This window comes from Rhodanobacter spathiphylli B39 (genome assembly GCF_000264295.1).
Taxonomy (GTDB): Bacteria; Pseudomonadota; Gammaproteobacteria; order Xanthomonadales; family Rhodanobacteraceae; genus Rhodanobacter; species Rhodanobacter spathiphylli.
This window is the reverse complement of the sequence record NZ_AJXT01000017.1, coordinates 14,562-26,211: the sequence shown is the minus strand read 5'-3', so window position 1 is coordinate 26,211 and position 11,650 is coordinate 14,562. Positions and strand designations below refer to the sequence as shown.

The following is an 11,650-nucleotide window of genomic DNA, read 5'->3' as shown; positions in this document are numbered from 1 at the left end:
CCCGCACGCCCGCTCGTCCGTGAAGGGGGCGCGGCGGCATCTACACGACAACGTCGCCCGGGTTGCGCTAGGGTCACCGCGACCTTCAACGGGAGTCATGCCATGTCACGCAACAGCATCCTCGTATCCGCCGCCTTCGTCGCCCTGCTGAACGCCGGTTGTGCCGTTCGCGCCAGCGAGCCGGGCCAGCTGGACGCCGCGGCGCTGCAGGCACAGGCCGCCAAGCCGTGGGACAAGGCCAGCCTGATGCACACGACCGTGGTTCTGGGCAGCTATCGCGGCGTGCCGGTGGTGGCCGAGCATCCCTGTTCGGACGTCTGCCCGCAGTACACCGTGCGGATCATCCACTACCAGCTGCCGGCGGATGCATCCTGCGCCAGCGTGGGCGGCGTGGAGAAACAGGTGCTGGTGCCGATCGCGATCACCGTGCGGCCGAAGACGTTCTGCGTGCCCGAACCGCTGGTGGCTTCGGGGGCGTATTACGCGAAGTAGGCGACGCGCTTGCTCCCTCCCCTGCAAGCAGGGGAGGGAGCCAAGAGCTACTCGCCGGCGCCGTCCTTGGCGAATGCGCCGGGCGCGGAACCGAAGTCGCCGTCCGCCTGGGCGGCCATGTACGAGAACGCGGCGTATACCGCCACGTTCTGGGCCAGTTCCTCCGGGTCGATCTTGTCCAGCGTGTCGGCGGCAGTGTGGTGCCAGTCGAAATACTTCGTGCCGTCCTGGGTCAGCGACAGCGCGGCCATGCCCTTGCCGTGCATCTGCGACAGGTCGGAGCCACCGCCACCGGGACGCCCGGCGTCGTACGCCACGCCGAGCGGCGCAAGCACCCGGGCGATCTGTTCGATCGCTCCGCGCGCCTCGGGCTTGACGCTGGCGCTCATCCGCCAGACCTTGCCCGCGCCGAAGTCCGATTCGGTGCCGAGCTGGAATTTCGCCACCTCGTCCGCGTGCTTTCCGGCATAGGCGCGGCCGCCCCACAGGCCCATTTCCTCGTTGGCGAAGGCGATCACCCGGATGGTGCGGTCGGGACGCTGCGGCAGGTCGCGGATCAGCTTGCCGGCAGCCATCGCGATGGCCACGCCGGCGGCGTCGTCGATCGCGCCGGTGCCCGGGTCCCACGAATCCAGATGGCCGCCGATGGCGACCACCTGGTCGGGATGCTTCGCGCCGGTGACCTCGCCGATCACGTTGGCGCCGGTGTATTCACCCTCGATGCCGCAGTCGAGGTCGAGCCTGACCGTCACCGGCTTGCCGTAGGCCAGTACCCGTCCGAGCTGGTCGGCGTCGGGGTTGGATATCGCGGCGGCGGGGATCGCCTTGGCCGGATCGCGGAAACCGGTCACGCCGGTGTTCGGCGTGCGGCTGTGCGGGTCGGTGCCGGCGGTGCGCAGCAGGTAGCCGACGGCGCCCTTGGCCTGCGCCACCACCGGGCCCTGCACGCGGATCGGTGAGCCGACGCCGTAATCGTGGCCGTCCCGGTAGCGCTGCATGCGGTAGTCGACGAAGACGATCCTGCCCTTGACCGTGGCCGGGTCGGCCGCCTTGAGCGCGTCGAGGCTGTCGAACTTCACGACCTGCGCGGTGAGCCCGCCCCTGGGCGTGCCCGGCGAATAGCCCAGCGCGGTCAGCACCATCGACTGCGGGAACGGCGAGACGATCGCGCCGTGTTCGCTGCGGCGCACCCACTTCGGGTAGGTCACCGGCTCGGTGTAGACCTTGTCGAAGCCCAGCGCCTTGAACTTGGCCACCGCCCAGTCCACGCCGCGCTGGTCGGCTTCGCTGCCGGCCAGGCGCGGGCCGACCTCGGTGGTCAGCGACGTGACGATGCGGTAGCCGGTGTCGTCGCGCATCGCCTTGTCGCGCAACTGTTCGGCCGTCTTTACGGCCGTGGCGGGAATCGTGGTGTTGGCGGCGCTGGCGATGCCGCTGGCCAGCAGCAGGCTGGCGGCGAGCAGGGTGAGGGGGAGACGGCGCATCGGGAGACTCCGCGGAGGAAACCCCGATTATGGCGCTCAGGTCAGGCGGCGCTTAGGCCAGAAGTCATGGGTGGGGGACGGGGAACGGGGAGAGCGATGCGGCTTCGGCTTCCGCTCTTTGTTCCCCGTTCGCCGTTCCCGCTTGTTCCGTCAACCCGGCCGATTCTTCAACAGGTCGCGGATCTCGGTCAGCAGCGCCACGTCGGCGGGCGGGGCGGCCGGCGCTTCTTCCTGCTTGCGGCTGAGCCGGTTGATCGCCTTGATCACCATGAAGATCGCGAACGCGATGATGATGAACTGGATCAGGGTGTTGATGAAGGCGCCGTACTGGATCGCCACCTCGGCCACCTTGTGCGCCGGGTCGCTGGCGTCGGCCGGCTTGAGCACCCACTTCTTGTCGCTGAAATCGATGCCGCCGGTGAGCCAGCCGATCGGCGGCATGATGATCTGGTCGACCAGGGAGCTGACGATCTTGCCGAACGCGCCGCCGATGACCACGCCGACCGCCAGGTCGATGACGTTGCCGCGCATGGCAAAGGCCTTGAACTCGCTGAGCATGCTCATTGTCTGGTACTCCCTTGGTTTGCCCGGTTGGCGGGCCGAATGTAGCGCAACCCGCCGGGCTCAGGGGCTGTCGCCGATCACGCGATGCACCCGTCGAGTGCCGCCACGCCGACCAGTTCGGCGTGAAAGCGGTCGCCCCGCTGCAGGGCGGCGACGCCGGCGGGCGTGCCGGTGAAGATCAGGTCGCCGGGCTTCAGTTCGAACAGGGTGGACAGCGCCGCGATGATCTGCGGCACGCCGTGCACCATCTCGCCCAGCCGGCTCTGCTGGCGCAGCTCGCCGTTGACGCTGAGCCGCAGCACGCTGTCGTCATCCAGTGCCGCCTCGTGCGCGGGGCGCAGCGCGGACACCGGCGCGGAATGATCGAAGGCCTTGGCCACGTCCCACGGATGACCCTTGGCCTTGGCCTGTGCCTGCAGGTCGCGACGGGTCAGGTCCAGCCCCACGCCGTAGCCGAAGATCAGTGCGGCAGCCTGTGCCGGGGCGATGTCGCGGCCGCCGCCGGCCAGCGCCACCACCATTTCCACTTCGTGGTGCAACTCCGTCGTCATCGAGGGATACGGCACGTCCGCGCCGTCGCTGACCACCGCGTCGGCCGGCTTGCAGAAAAACATCGGGGCGGACTTGTCCACCACCGCGCCCATCTCGCGGGCGTGCTCGGCGTAGTTGCGGCCGATGCAGAACACGCGGCGGATCGGAAAACGCTGGTCGCTGCCGATGATCGGCAGGCTCGGGACGGCGGGAGTGGCGATGGCGTAGGTCATGCGGCAAGCGTAGCAAAGGCAGGCCCGTCGGCGCAGGCGGCGGAGCAGGGGGCACCGGGCCTGTCGATCCGTGGCGGCACCGTTCGTCGACAGACAGTGGGGTGGGGTGGATGACAGCTGTCATGCCCGATGATTGATGCCGGATCATGGCGACGACCCGGCGCGTCGTTCATGCTTCGTCCCATGGGGAACATGGCCTGGAACGCGGGAGTGGATGTGGACAACACCGAGCTGCTGAAGGAACTGCGCATCGAGCGCCATCAACGCGAGGAACACGGCGGTGGCGGCGCCCGCTGGCCGTGGATCGTGGCCGCCGGGCTGGTCCTGGTCGTGCTGCTCGGCGGCGGCGGCTGGCTCTGGCTGGGTCATCGCGCCGTGCCGGTGCAGACCGCCACGGCGGTGGCGGCCAGTGCGGACAGCGACGCCGGCGCCGTGCTGCAGGCGACCGGTTACGTCACCGCCCGTCGCCAGGCCACCGTGTCCGCCCAGATCACCGGCACGCTGACCGCGGTGCTGATCGAGGAAGGCGACCACGTGAAGCAGGGCCAGGTGCTGGCCCGGCTGGACGACAGCGGCTACCGGGCCAACCTCGCCGCGGCCCGGGCCCAGGCCGATGCGGCGCATGCCCAGGTCGCCCAGTACCAGGCACAACTGGCCCAGGGCGTGGCCGATGCGCGGCGGCTGCAGTCGCTGGTCGGTCGCGGGCTGGTCTCGAAGCAGAGTGCCGAGCAGGCGCAGACCCAGGTGGACAGCCTGCGTGCCCAGCTCGGCGCGCAGCGCCAGCAGGCGAAGTCCGCCGATGCGCAGGCCGCCGTGGCCCAGGTCAATTTCGACTACTGCGTGGTGCGCGCGCCGTTCAGCGGCGTGGTCACCACCAAGGACGCGCAGGTGGGCGAGATCATCTCGCCGCTGTCCGCCGGTGGCGGCTTCACCCGCACCGGCGTGGGCACCATCGTCGACATGAGTTCGCTGGAAGTGGACGTGGACGTCAACGAGGCCTATATCGGCCGGGTCAAGCCGGGCATGTCGGCCGAAGCCGTGCTGGATGCCTACCCGGACTGGAAGATTCCCGCCCGCGTGGTCGCCATCGTGCCCACCGCCGACCGCGGCAAGGCCACCATCAAGGTGCGCGTGGCGCTGGAACAGAAGGATGCACGCGTGGTTCCCGACATGGGCGTGCGGGTGTCCTTCCTGGAAGAGCGGCCCGATGCCGCCGCGCCGGTCCCGCAAGGCGTGCTGGTGCCGGCCACGGCGATCGTGCAGCGCGACGGCCGCAGCGTGGTGTTCGTGGTGGACGGCGGCGCAGTGCGCCAGCGCAGCGTCAGTCCCGCGTCGCAGACCCGGGGCGAGTTGCGCCTGCTGCCGGCCGCGGTGAAGCCGGGCGACAGCGTGGTGCTGGCCCCGCCAGCCGACCTGCACGACGGTTCGGCCGTGCAGACGAAAACGGCCACGCCATGAGTCATGAACAGATGTCCTCTTGCGGCGGCCTCCGCCGCGACCGTCACGAAGCCTTCGGAGAAACAGCATGGGCACCCTGATCGATATCCAGAACCTGGCCAAGACCTATGAGCGTGGCAAGCAGAAGGTCGAGGTGTTGCACCACGTCAACCTGGCGATCGCCGAGGGCGACTTCCTGGCCCTGATGGGCCCGTCGGGTTCCGGCAAGACCACCTTGCTCAACCTGATCGGTGGGCTCGATACGCCCAGCGCGGGCAGCATCAGCGTGGGCGGCCAGCGCATCGATCAGCTCGGTGGCGGCGCGCTGGCCAAGTGGCGTGCGTCGAACGTGGGCTTCATCTTCCAGTTCTACAACCTGATGCCGATGCTGTCGGCGCAGCGCAATGTCGAACTGCCGCTGCTGCTGACCAAGCTGTCGGCGTCGCAGCGCCGGAAGAACGCGGCGATCGCGTTGCAACTGGTCGGCCTCGCCGATCGCGCCAGCCACAAGCCGAGCGAACTCTCCGGCGGCCAGCAGCAGCGCGTGGCGATCGCCCGCGCGATCGTCTCCGATCCCGAGTTGCTGGTCTGCGACGAGCCCACCGGCGACCTCGACCGCCAGTCCGCCGAAGACGTGCTCGGCCTGCTGCAGCAGCTCAACCGCGAGCACGGCAAGACCATCGTGATGGTCACCCATGATCCGAAGGCGGCCGAATACGCCAGCCAGACGCTGCATCTGGACAAGGGCACGTTGGTCGAGCAGGCCACGGCGTGAAAAACGTGCATCTCAATGTGGGCTCATCGCAAGCCCGAACCCCTCATCCGTCCCTTCGGGCCACCTTCTCCCCGGCGGGGAGAAGAGGTTTTGCTGAGGAGCATTTCTCATGAAATATCTCCACCTGATCTGGGCCGCGCTGTTCCGGCGCAAGACCCGCACCATCCTCACCCTGGTCTCGATCATCGCCGCGTTCCTGCTGTTCGGCATGCTCGACGCGGTGCGCACCTCGTTCGACCAGGCGGGCAAGAGCGCCAATGGCGCCGAACGCCTGCAGACCGGCTCGAAGCTGTCCTTCATCCAGACCCTGCCGTCGTCGCTGGAGCTGCCGATCGGCAAGGTGCCCGGGGTCAAGGCGGTGGCCTACGCGAACTGGTTCGGCGGGGCCTACCAGGACCCGCACAACCAGATCTTCAGCTTCGCGGTGAGTCCGAACTACATCGACCTGTTCCCCGAGGTCGAGGTGCCGGCGGCGCAGCGCAAGGCGTTCGACGAGACCCGCACCGGCGTGCTGGTCGGCGAGGATCTCGCGGCGAAGTATCACTGGAAGGTCGGCGACAAGCTGCCGCTGCAGTCCACCATCTTCCCCACCCATGACGGCAGCAAGAACTGGTCGTTCGACATCGTGGGCATCCTGCATCCGAAGGACAAGAACGCCGGCGGCATGTTCAAGCAGCTGATCCTGCTGCACTGGAAATACTTCGACGACAGCACGCCCTACAACCGCGGCTCGGTGGGCTGGTACGTCAGCCGCGTCAGCGACGTGAACCAGGCCGACCGCGTGGCCAAGGCGATCGATGCGATCTCGGCCAACTCCGACCACGAGACCCGCACGCAGACCGAACAGGCCGCCACGGCCAACTGGATCAAGCAGCTGGCCGACATCGGCCTGATCGTCAGCTCGATCATGGGCGCGGTGTTCTTCACCCTGATGCTGCTGTCGGGCAACACCATGATGATGGCCGTGCGCGAACGGACGTCCGAGCTGGCGGTGCTGAAGACGATCGGCTTCTCCAGCGCCAGCGTGCTCGGCATGGTCCTGGCCGAATCCGTGCTGCTGTTGCTGATCGGCGGGGTGATCGGGCTGGGCATTGCCACCGCGCTGATTCCCGCGGTGGCGGCCGGCAGCGGGCTCGGCCTGCCACCGGTCGGCGCGGGCAACTGGGTGCTCGGCATCGTGCTGATGGCCGTCATCGGCCTGGTGGTGGGGGTGATACCCGCGGTGCGCGCGATGCGCCTGAACATTGTCGATGCACTGGCCGGCCGCTGAGGAGATCACCATGAACAAGTTCGGAAATTTCATGATCGGCCTGGGCCTGGTCGTTGCGCTGGTGGTGACGCTGGGCATATGGGTGCGCCTGCCATGGCCGGGGGTGCTGGGCCTGGCCGTGCTGTTCGCACTGTGGATGGCGCTGACCCGACTGGGCCGCCAGGCATCCTCGGTCACGGCGGTCGGCGTCAGCACCTTGCGCCAGCGGCTGGGTTCCTCCTCGGTGATCGTGATCGGCATTGCCGGCGTGGTCGGCGTGCTGGTGGCCTTGCTGGCGATGGGCGAGGGCTACAGCGAAACGCTGCGCAGGACCGGCAGCACCGACACCGCCATCGTGATGCGCGGCGCCTCCGCGTCGGAAGTGATGTCGGTGCTGGAGCGCGACAACGTGGTGGTGATTCCGCAGGTCGCCGGCATCGCCCGCGACGCCCAGGGCAAGCCGATCGCCTCGCCGGAGATCGTGGTCGCCGCGAACCTGCAGCTGAAGGGCGGCACCGAGGACGACGTCGGCAGTGTGCAGCTGCGCGGCATCGGCGACGAGGCATGGACGGTGCGGCCGAACGTCAAGGTCGTCGCCGGGCGCAAGTTCAAGCCCGGCATGCATGAACTGATGGTGGGGCAGGGCGCGCAGCGCGAATTCGCCGGCCTCGAAGTCGGCCGCCAGGTGAAGCTGGGCAACCAGCTGTGGACCGTGGTCGGCCAGTTTGCCTCCGGCGATGCGCTGGATTCGGAGTTGTGGGCCGACGCCAACGTGGTCGCCGATGCCTATCGCCGCGGCGGCAGCCGCAACTCGGTGACGCTGAAGCTGGCCGACCCGAACGGCTTCGACGCATTCAAGGCTTCGCTCGAAGCCGACCCGCGGCTGAAGGTCGACGTCGACACCACCCTCGACTACTTCAGCAAGCAGTCCGAAGGCACCAGCAAGATGATCCAGGGCATCGGCATCACCGTCGGCGTGATCATGGCGATCGGCGCGATCTTCGGCGCGCTCAACTGCATGTTCGCCGCCGTCGCCGCCCGCGCCCGCGAAATCGCCACGCTGCGCGCGATCGGTTTCCGCGGCACGCCGGTGGTGGTGGCGATCATGCTGGAAACGATGCTGCTGGCGCTGATCGGCGGCCTGCTCGGCGGCGCCCTGGCGTGGCTGATCTTCAACGGCTACACCGCCTCCACGCTGGCGGCCGGTTCGGTGGGCAAGCTCAGCTTCGAGTTCAGCGTTACCCCCGCGCTGCTGTGGAGCGGCCTGAAATGGGCACTGGCGATCGGCTTCATCGGCGGCCTGTTCCCCGCCGTGCGCGCCGCGCGCTTGCCGGTGACCACGGCGCTGCGCGAGCTGTAAACGCAAACCGCAGGAGCGCACCCTGTGCGCTCCTGCGGGTGTTTCAGTGCATCACCGGCGGCACATAATCCAGCGTCATCCCCAGCAGCCACAGCAGGCCCAGCACCAGTGGCACGTGCACCACCAGTTGCACGAAGGTGTAGCCGACCACGTCGCGGGCTTTCAGTCCCAGCACGCCCAGCAGCGGCAGCATCCAGAACGGGTTGATCAGGTTCGGCAGCGCCTCGGCCGCGTTGTAGACCTGCACCGCCCAGCCCAGGTGCACGTGCAGGTCGTTCGCCGCCTGCATCACGTACGGCGCCTCGACCAGCCACTTGCCTCCACCGGAGGGCACGAAGAAACCGAGGATCGCCGAGTACGCGCCCATCACCGCGGGGAAGCTCTCGGTGCCGGCGATGTGCACGAACAGGTTCGACAAGCGGTGCGCCAGGGTGGAACCGTCGGCGCCGGGTACGTGGGTCAGCAGGGCGGCGATTCCGCCGTACAGCGGGAACTGGATCAGCACGCCGGCGGTGCCGGGCACCGCGCGATGCACCGCATCGAGAAAGCTGCGCGGGCGCCAGTGCAGCAGGATGCCCAGGGTGAGGAACAGGAAGTTGTAGGTGTTGAGGTTGGCGATCGCACTGATCGCCGGCTTGCTGGCGAACTCGTGGCCGAGCCAGCCCAGGCCCAGCAGGCCGATCGCCAGCGACAGCAGCGGGCTGTATTCCAGCCATTCGCCCGGGCGCGTGCGCGGCGGCAGCGCCGGGGTCGAGCTTTCGCCGATGTCGAAATCCTGCGCGGTGCGCGCGTTCGCATCCGACGGCGCGGTGAACCAGCAGACCAGCAGCGACACCACGATCAGCATCGCGGTCAGCACGATCGACTGCCACAGGAAGATCGTCTGGCTGAAGGGCAGCACGCCGGTGATCGCCAGCAGGCCCGGCGGCATGCTGGCCGGGTTCGCCTGCAATTGCGCGGCGGACGACGACAGCCCCATCGCCCAGATCGCACCCAGGCCCAGATACGCCGCCGCACCGGCGGCGCGGTAATCCATGCGCAGGTCGCTGCGCCGCGCCAGCGCGCGCACCAGCAGGCCGCCGAACACCAGCGAGAAGCCCCAGCTCAGCAGCGACGCCAGCATGCTGACCAGGGCGATGTAGACGACCGCCCCACGTCCCGTGCGTGGTGCCTGCGCCAGCACATCAATGAAGCGCGCCACCACCGGTGCGGTGGCCAGCACGTAGCCGCCGATCACCACGAAGGCCATCTGCATGGTGAACGGTATCAGGCTCCAGAAGCCGTCGCCGAACGCCCCGACCGTAGCCATCGGCGTGGCGCCGAGCGCGAACGCGGCCAGCGCCACCAGCACCACGCCCAGCGCGGCAAACACCCATGCATCGGGAAACCAGCGCTCCGCCCACGCCGCGCTGCGCAGCGCGACGCGCGCCATCCAGCCATCCCGTCCTGCATTCATGTCCGCTCCCCCGCTTCAATAAAACCATGCCAACGCCGCCCCCGCTTCAATAAACCCACGCCAACGCCGCCCCGCGGCGTTACGTTCGCCCTTCCCCCTGCAAGGCAGGGGGAAGTTGGAAGGGGGTAAGCTTTTGATTTGAGCTCGGAAGAAGAGCCCCCCTCAACCGAAGTCCTTCCCCTGGCTGCCCGACACCCTCAACGTCTCTGTTTCGCCAGCGTGATCACCACCAGGCCGCCCAGGATCACCGCCATGCCCAGCAGATCGTACGGTCCGAGCTGCTCGCCGGCCAGCAGGATGCCCAGCAGCACGGCGACCGGCGGATTCACGTAGGCATAGCTGGTAGCCAGCGCGGGACGCGCGTGCTTGAGCACGTACAGGTAGGCGCTGAACGCCACGATCGAACCGAACACCGCCAGATAGATCAGGGCCAGCGTGGCATGCATCGTGGGATGCGCCGGCAGGCGTTCGCCGCTGAGGAAGCCGAACAGCAGCAGCGCGACGCTGGCGGTCAGCATCTGCGCGGCGGTGTTCATCGGGCCTTGCGGCATGTCGCGTCGACGGCTCCAGGCCGAGCCGAACGCCCAGCACATCGCCGCCACCAGCAGCGCGATCGCGCCGAGCCGCGAACCGGACAGGCTGCTGCCCAGGTTCAGCACGATCACGCCGACGAAGCCGATCACCAGGCCGATGCTCTCGCGCCGGTTCGGCCATTGCCCGTACATGCCGGTGAACAGCGCGGCGAACAGCGGCATGCTGGCCACCGCCACCGCGGCGATGCCCGAGCTGACCCGCTCCTCGGCAAAGCACACCAGGCCGTTGCCCATGCCGAGCAGCAGCAGGCCGGTGAACGTGGCGTTGCGCCATTGCAGCGGCGTCGGCGCCGCCATGCCGCGCCAGCGCAGGAAGCCATAAAGCGCGATGCCAGCCCCCAGGAAGCGGATGCCCGCCAGCAGGAATGGCGGATAGCTTTCCAGCGCGAACCGGATGCCCAGGTAGGTCGACCCCCAGATCACGTACAGCGCCAGCAGCGACAGCGGAATCAGGACGCGGGGATCAGTCAGGCTGCGCGGCCTTGTGGCCGCGGCGGAGGCAGAGGTGTCGTGCATGGGGGCGGATCGTGTGGGGACGGCGCATTATCCATCCCTGCGGCGGCGTGCGCCCCTGCCGGACGACTCAGAGTCTGCGCGAGGTTGAAAAACCCACGACCTCTCAATGCGCGACGGGGCGACCCTGGCGGATCACCACGAATTCGCCTTCCAGCACGGCCGGCTGGCCATTGCCGGTCGCCTTCCGCTGCACCGGCGAACGTCCCTGCTTCCACTGGCGCACGGCCAGCAGCACGATGCCGCCAACCAGCAGCACGCCAGCCACCACCAGCCCGAACACCAGCAGCACACCCAGCACGGCCACGCCCAATACCAGCGAGAGGGCGCGCGCCAGCGGATGGCGAGGACGACGAAGGGGAGGCAGGGAGAAGTGCATGTGTTAAAAATCCGTGTGGTAAAATCAACGACTTACGCGACCACCATGGGGCCAACCGCCCCCCGAGGCAAGTGCCGATGGATATACCCACCCCCGCCGAATTGTCGCAACCCCCGGCACTGTGCCGGCTCGACGACATCCCCGACGGCGGCGCCACCGCGGTGGACGCCAGCCTGGTCGACGGCGAGGAAAGCCTGATCCTGCTGCGCCGTGGCGAGCAGGTGCACGGCTATCTCAATGTCTGCCCCCACGCCGGCCGCCGCCTCGACTACGCTCCCGGCAAATTCCTGCTGAAGAACGACACCCTGATCTGCGCCGTGCACGGCGCCACCTTCAACCAGGGCGATGGCTTGTGCATCGCCGGGCCTTGCCGGGGCGAGCACCTGCGCACGGTGGCGGTGCAGGTGGACGAGGGCGAGGTGAGGCTGGCGTAGCGCGGCGGCTTTGGCTCCTCCCCCTGCTTGCAGGGGGAGGTTGGGAGGGGGTAGCTCCGGGTGGCGAGGAAGCAAGATCAAGAGCGACCCCACCCCAGCCCTCCCCTGCGAGCAGGGGAGGGAGCCGCGCCGCTTCGCCTCTCCCCTGCA

General features: G+C 68.5%; 12 protein-coding genes. 6 read left to right on the top strand and 6 right to left on the bottom strand.

Features of this window, described 5'->3' with window-relative positions; translation table 11 throughout:
- Positions 1 to 102: 102 nt before the first annotated feature.
- Positions 103 to 492 carry a hypothetical protein gene (locus UU7_RS08095; RefSeq protein WP_007807187.1) on the top strand — a complete coding sequence of 130 codons (390 nt, stop codon included), beginning with the start codon at positions 103 to 105 and terminating at the stop codon, positions 490 to 492.
- 47 nt (positions 493 to 539) lie between these two features.
- Here UU7_RS08095 and UU7_RS08090 read toward each other — a convergent pair whose 3' ends face one another.
- From UU7_RS08090 to UU7_RS08080, 3 genes are all read right to left on the bottom strand, one after another.
- Positions 540 to 1,976: a M20/M25/M40 family metallo-hydrolase gene (locus UU7_RS08090; RefSeq protein WP_007807185.1), complete on the bottom strand. Its 1,437-nt coding sequence runs from the start codon at positions 1,974 to 1,976 to the stop codon at positions 540 to 542.
- A 150-nt stretch (positions 1,977 to 2,126) separates the two neighbouring features.
- The gene (mscL, locus tag UU7_RS08085; RefSeq protein WP_007807183.1) at positions 2,127 to 2,540 is read right to left on the bottom strand and encodes a large-conductance mechanosensitive channel protein MscL; all 414 of its coding nucleotides are present in this window, start codon (positions 2,538 to 2,540) and stop codon (positions 2,127 to 2,129) included.
- A 77-nt stretch (positions 2,541 to 2,617) separates the two neighbouring features.
- Complete coding sequence (locus tag UU7_RS08080) at positions 2,618 to 3,304, bottom strand: fumarylacetoacetate hydrolase family protein (protein WP_007807182.1); 687 nt, start codon at positions 3,302 to 3,304, stop codon at positions 2,618 to 2,620.
- Positions 3,305 to 3,475: 171 nt separating this feature from the next.
- Between UU7_RS08080 and UU7_RS08075 the strand changes: the two genes are divergently transcribed.
- From UU7_RS08075 to UU7_RS08060, 4 genes are all read left to right on the top strand, one after another.
- On the top strand, positions 3,476 to 4,762 hold the full coding sequence (locus tag UU7_RS08075) for an efflux RND transporter periplasmic adaptor subunit (protein WP_238530908.1): 1,287 nt from the start codon (positions 3,476 to 3,478) through the stop codon (positions 4,760 to 4,762).
- A 67-nt stretch (positions 4,763 to 4,829) separates the two neighbouring features.
- Entirely contained in the window at positions 4,830 to 5,516 is a 687-nt protein-coding gene (locus tag UU7_RS08070) for an ABC transporter ATP-binding protein (RefSeq protein WP_007807179.1), read from the top strand.
- A 109-nt stretch (positions 5,517 to 5,625) separates the two neighbouring features.
- Positions 5,626 to 6,786 carry an ABC transporter permease gene (locus UU7_RS08065; RefSeq protein WP_007807178.1) on the top strand — a complete coding sequence of 387 codons (1,161 nt, stop codon included), beginning with the start codon at positions 5,626 to 5,628 and terminating at the stop codon, positions 6,784 to 6,786.
- A 10-nt stretch (positions 6,787 to 6,796) separates the two neighbouring features.
- Positions 6,797 to 8,125: an ABC transporter permease gene (locus UU7_RS08060; RefSeq protein WP_040673110.1), complete on the top strand. Its 1,329-nt coding sequence runs from the start codon at positions 6,797 to 6,799 to the stop codon at positions 8,123 to 8,125.
- A gap of 43 nt (positions 8,126 to 8,168) precedes the next feature.
- On the opposite strand, the gene UU7_RS08055 is transcribed toward UU7_RS08060, so the two are convergent.
- From UU7_RS08055 to UU7_RS08045, 3 genes are all read right to left on the bottom strand, one after another.
- Positions 8,169 to 9,557 carry a short-chain fatty acid transporter gene (locus UU7_RS08055; RefSeq protein WP_007807174.1) on the bottom strand — a complete coding sequence of 463 codons (1,389 nt, stop codon included), beginning with the start codon at positions 9,555 to 9,557 and terminating at the stop codon, positions 8,169 to 8,171.
- 221 nt (positions 9,558 to 9,778) lie between these two features.
- A complete protein-coding gene (gene yedA, locus UU7_RS08050) occupies positions 9,779 to 10,690 on the bottom strand; it encodes a drug/metabolite exporter YedA (RefSeq protein ID WP_007807173.1) in 912 nt (303 codons plus the stop codon).
- A 103-nt stretch (positions 10,691 to 10,793) separates the two neighbouring features.
- On the bottom strand, positions 10,794 to 11,066 hold the full coding sequence (locus tag UU7_RS08045; RefSeq protein WP_007807171.1) for a hypothetical protein: 273 nt from the start codon (positions 11,064 to 11,066) through the stop codon (positions 10,794 to 10,796).
- A 77-nt stretch (positions 11,067 to 11,143) separates the two neighbouring features.
- Between UU7_RS08045 and UU7_RS08040 the strand changes: the two genes are divergently transcribed.
- Entirely contained in the window at positions 11,144 to 11,500 is a 357-nt protein-coding gene (locus tag UU7_RS08040) for a Rieske (2Fe-2S) protein (protein WP_040673098.1), read from the top strand.
- Positions 11,501 to 11,650: the final 150 nt, after the last annotated feature.

Coding starts and splice junctions, on each gene's coding strand:
- UU7_RS08095 (WP_007807187.1), top strand. CDS start 103: ATGTCACGCAACAGCATCCTCGTATCCGCCGCCTTCGTCGCCCTGCTG.
- UU7_RS08090 (WP_007807185.1), bottom strand. CDS start 1,976: ATGCGCCGTCTCCCCCTCACCCTGCTCGCCGCCAGCCTGCTGCTGGCC.
- mscL (WP_007807183.1), bottom strand. CDS start 2,540: ATGAGCATGCTCAGCGAGTTCAAGGCCTTTGCCATGCGCGGCAACGTC.
- UU7_RS08080 (WP_007807182.1), bottom strand. CDS start 3,304: ATGACCTACGCCATCGCCACTCCCGCCGTCCCGAGCCTGCCGATCATC.
- UU7_RS08075 (WP_238530908.1), top strand. CDS start 3,476: ATGCTTCGTCCCATGGGGAACATGGCCTGGAACGCGGGAGTGGATGTG.
- UU7_RS08070 (WP_007807179.1), top strand. CDS start 4,830: ATGGGCACCCTGATCGATATCCAGAACCTGGCCAAGACCTATGAGCGT.
- UU7_RS08065 (WP_007807178.1), top strand. CDS start 5,626: ATGAAATATCTCCACCTGATCTGGGCCGCGCTGTTCCGGCGCAAGACC.
- UU7_RS08060 (WP_040673110.1), top strand. CDS start 6,797: ATGAACAAGTTCGGAAATTTCATGATCGGCCTGGGCCTGGTCGTTGCG.
- UU7_RS08055 (WP_007807174.1), bottom strand. CDS start 9,557: ATGGCGCGCGTCGCGCTGCGCAGCGCGGCGTGGGCGGAGCGCTGGTTT.
- yedA (WP_007807173.1), bottom strand. CDS start 10,690: ATGCACGACACCTCTGCCTCCGCCGCGGCCACAAGGCCGCGCAGCCTG.
- UU7_RS08045 (WP_007807171.1), bottom strand. CDS start 11,066: ATGCACTTCTCCCTGCCTCCCCTTCGTCGTCCTCGCCATCCGCTGGCG.
- UU7_RS08040 (WP_040673098.1), top strand. CDS start 11,144: ATGGATATACCCACCCCCGCCGAATTGTCGCAACCCCCGGCACTGTGC.